General features: G+C 74.5%; 5 protein-coding genes. All 5 read right to left on the bottom strand.

Annotated elements, in window-relative coordinates:
* Window positions 1–317: MATE family efflux transporter (locus NCC78_RS29085; protein ID WP_250798529.1), on the bottom strand; the 317-nt coding region annotated here is incomplete at its 3' end.
* Window positions 318–1,344: 1,027 nt separating this feature from the next.
* Window positions 1,345–1,554 carry a DUF6186 family protein gene (locus NCC78_RS29080; RefSeq protein WP_250798534.1) on the bottom strand — a complete coding sequence of 70 codons (210 nt, stop codon included), beginning with the start codon at window positions 1,552–1,554 and terminating at the stop codon, window positions 1,345–1,347.
* Window positions 1,554–1,961 carry a hypothetical protein gene (locus NCC78_RS29075; RefSeq protein ID WP_250798528.1) on the bottom strand — a complete coding sequence of 136 codons (408 nt, stop codon included), beginning with the start codon at window positions 1,959–1,961 and terminating at the stop codon, window positions 1,554–1,556. The genes NCC78_RS29080 and NCC78_RS29075 overlap by 1 nt, the downstream gene beginning before the upstream one ends.
* A gap of 86 nt (window positions 1,962–2,047) precedes the next feature.
* Window positions 2,048–3,025, bottom strand: a complete 978-nt coding sequence (locus NCC78_RS29070) for a DHH family phosphoesterase (protein WP_250798530.1) — start codon at window positions 3,023–3,025, stop codon at window positions 2,048–2,050.
* 101 nt (window positions 3,026–3,126) lie between these two features.
* On the bottom strand, window positions 3,127–3,627 hold the full coding sequence (gene rbfA / locus NCC78_RS29065; RefSeq protein WP_250798526.1) for a 30S ribosome-binding factor RbfA: 501 nt from the start codon (window positions 3,625–3,627) through the stop codon (window positions 3,127–3,129).
* Window positions 3,628–3,764 lie beyond the last annotated feature (137 nt).

The raw sequence follows: 3,764 nt of genomic DNA, 5'->3' as shown, positions 1-3,764 counted from the left end.
ACCCCCACCCCGAGTGCCAGCCAGGACGCCTGGACGCCCTCGGCCACCGCGGAGGCCCGGTCGCCGGCTCCGAAGCGGCGGGCCGACCGCCCGGTGGTGCCGTACGCGACCACGGTGCCGAGCCAAGCGATGAGCGTGAGCACGGTGCCGCCGATCGCCAGCGCGGCGAGCGGCACCCGGCCGAGGTGCCCCACCACCGCCGTGTCCACGAGCACGTAGAGCGGCTCGGCGGCCAGCACCACCAGCGCCGGCAGGGCGAGCGCGGCGATCCGGCGCGGTGACGCGGCGGGGGCGGCGGTGACGGTGGGCTGACTCATCGCCGCCGATCCTGGCACGGACATGGTAAGGCACGCAACCCTGCTCATCACTTACCGAAGGTCGCCTGGCGAGCAGTCGGGGCCGCGAGTGGCGGGGGTAGCGCCACACGTACCGGAGGAACTGGAACTCGATCTTCTCGGGGCAGCCCGGCGGAAGGTCGGGCTGCCAGTGCCGCGGTACGCCCACCGACGGCGCAGCACCCGGCCGAGACAGCGCAGCCGGGTGCAGGTCACAGAAGATCAACAGGTCCGCCCGGGGCAGGCGGAGGCCGAGCGAAGCGGCGTAGTTGCCGTCCATCACCCAGGCCGGTGGGCGGCGACCGCGGCCCGCCGGTGCGCGTCGGTCGGGGACGCCCAGCCCGGCTGCCAGAAGTGCCGGTCGAGGTGGATCAGCGGCAGGTCGAGCCGGTGCGCGACCTCGCGGGAGAGGTGCTCCTGCCTGCGCCCGCGCTGCCGACGACCAGGATCCGCCGCACCAGCCGACGGTGGTCGATGCCGGCGGCCCCGGCGGTGGCCACCCGGCGCGGCCGGCAGCCGGTCAGGCGCCGCAGCGGGGGACGCCCGGAGCGGGGACGAGCCGCACCGGGGCCCGGACACCGGCGGCTGCCGGGTGGGCGGTGACGCTGTCGGCGCGGTACGTCGGCGGCGTCACCGCCGGTGGAACAGGGTCACTGGCGGGTGTCCATGGAGGTCTGCAGGGCGCGACGCATCTGCTCGCGGGCCTCGTCGGTGGTCTCGGGCTTGGGCTTGTTCGGCATGGAGGTGATCCCTTCCAGGGTGCGGGCCACCGACGGACGGCAGCCCTCACGGGCGGTCGTGCTGAGCGCCCGGCAGCGACCCGGGGTCACCGGAGCGGCTGGTGGGGCACCGTGAGCCCGGGTCGGTCCGACCCTGGAGGGAGGCGGCGCCGGGTGTGACACCACCGCCCACGGCCAGCGCCACCAGGGGGCGCGGGCCGATTCCCAAGCTATCGTTCAGTTCCACATGCTGCCCACTGTTCCCGCGATCTGGACTCACGTTCGCGGCGTCACCGGGCCAGGAAGTGCCAGCCGAGCCACCACCAGAAGCCGAAGAGCCCGATCCGGCCGACCGGCACGGAACCCACCTCGTAGCGCATCACGTAGGCGCAGACCTCGCCGAGCGTCGGGATCCGCGACCCCTCGCGGCGGGCCGCCCACTCGACCGCGACGAAGAGCGCCATCGCCGCCAGGAAACCCGCGATCGCCAGCATCCGCATCATCGCCGCACCAGCCCCCAGAACGCGGACAGCCAGGCCAGCCAGACCGCGGAGCGGACCAGCTGGTCCTCCAGCAGCGGATCGGCCAGCCGGGAGAACGTGGGGAACTCGTCCCCCGCCGCCAGCACGAAGGTGACTCCCTCGAAGACCCCGAAGACCACCACCGGCAGCGCCCACCAGGCCGCCCCGGTGCCGAGGCGGCGCGGCGCCGGACGCCGGGGCACCCGGTTGCTCAGGCCGAGCCAGATCAGCACCCCACCGGTGCCGAGGGTGTAGAGGTTGGCCTCCGCCGAGAAGGACGGGAACCGGCCGCCGACCAGCGAGAGGCAGACGAGCACCGGCACGGAGACGACGGGACGGTCCCAGGCGCGGGGCGCCTCGACGGTCAGGTCGTGGGGCTGCTCCATCCCGCAATTCTCCCCGCCGTCACCGAGCGCGGAAAGATGGACACTCCCCGGAGCTGACCCTGATCTTCAGCTCGCGCCCCGCGAATTCAGCCCCGCGCGGTTCCGGTCAGCGCCCCGTCGAGTTCCGCCCGGATCCGGTCGACCACCTCGTCGGCGGTGCCCCGCCCGGTGAAGCCGGCGGCGAAACGGTGCCCGCCGCCGCCGAGCGCGACCGCCACCCGGCTGACGTCCACCGCGCCCTTGCTGCGCATCGAGACGGCCCACTCCCCCGCCGCGGTCTGCTTGACCACGCAGCTCACGTCGGCCTCCGCGGTGCACCGGACGGAGTCGATCAGGGCCTCCAGCACGGACGGCCGCTGCCCGTGCCGGGCCAGGTCGTCCAGGGTGGCGTACGTCCAGACCAGACCGTGCCCGGCGGCCGCGGCGGGCTCCAGTCGGGCCCGGCCGAGCACCTCGCCGAAGAGCTTGACGGCGCCGAAGGGCCGGGTGTCGAAGACCCGGCGGGAGATGTCGCCGGGGCGGATGCCGGTGGCCAGCAGGCGGGCGGCGAGCTGGTGTACCGCCGGGGTGGTCGCCTCGAACCGGAACGAGCCGGTGTCGGTGCTCAGTGCGACGTAGAGGCACTCCGCGATCCCGGCGTCCAGCGGTACGTCGAGCCGGGCGAGCAGTTCCTCGGCCACCACCGACGTGGCGGCGGCGTGCGGGTCCACCAGGTTGACCCGGCCGAACCCGGTGTTCGAAGCGTGGTGGTCCAGCACCAGCGCCGTGCCGGCGGACTCCAGCCGGTCGACCAGGTCGCCGAGCCGCGACTCGCTCGCCGCGTCGAAGCAGACGACCAGGTCCGGGTCCGAGTACGCCTCGGTCGCCGGCACGAGCAGGTCGAGCCCGGGCAGCCCCTTCAACGGCTCGGGCACCTCCGGCGGGCCGGGGAAGGTCGCCTGCATCCGCCGTACGCCGAGCCGACGCAGCCCGAGCCCGAAGCCGAGCATGCTGCCCAGCGCGTCCCCGTCCGGGTTGACGTGGCAGATCAGCAGCACCCGAGCGTCCGGTGGCAACTGCTGCACCGCCGCGACGGCGGCGGCCCAGTCGGCCTCGGTCGGGCCGGAGCCGACCGGTGGCGTCGCCTCGGCAAGGGTGCCACCGGCCGGGCCACCGGCGGGTCCGGTCACCGCCCGGCCCCGCCAGCGGGCGGGGTCTCGTCGGTGCCCTTTTCCACGTCCTCGGCGCCCTCGGCGGCCTCGTCGGTGTCCTCGTCGACCCGGTACGGCTGGGGCTCGCCCGCGTACTCGGCCTGGGCGGCGAGCCGCTGCACCTCGGCGTCGGCGTTGCGCGCCTGGGCGAGCAGGTCGTCGATGTGCTTGACCTGGTCCTGCACGTCGTCCAAGACGAAGGTCAGGGTCGGCGAGTGCCGCAGCCCGAGCGCCTTGCCGACCGTGCTGCGCAGCATCCCCTTGGCGCTCTCCAGCGCCGCGGCGGTGCCCGCCTGGGCCGCCGCGTCACCGAGCACGGTGTAGAAGACCGTCGCGTCCCGTAGATCGGCGGTGATCCGGGCGTCGGTGATGGTGATCATGCCGAGCCGCGGGTCCTTGATCTGGCTCCGCACCACCGACGCGACCAGTTCACGCACCCGCTCCGCGTGCCGGCGTACCTTGGCCGGATCCGACATCTCGCCACCTCCACGGCGTCCCGCTCCCGGCCGCCACCGGCGACGCGGAGCGCCCCGGAGCCGACCGGCCAACATCTCGAACACTACCTTTGCGGCGTCGGCCGCCGTGCACCGCCAGCGGTGGCGCCCGCCACGGG

Source organism: Micromonospora phytophila, from assembly GCF_023656545.1.
In the GTDB taxonomy this organism is placed as follows: domain Bacteria; phylum Actinomycetota; class Actinomycetes; order Mycobacteriales; family Micromonosporaceae; genus Micromonospora; species Micromonospora phytophila.
This window is presented reverse-complemented; position numbering and strand designations above follow the sequence as displayed.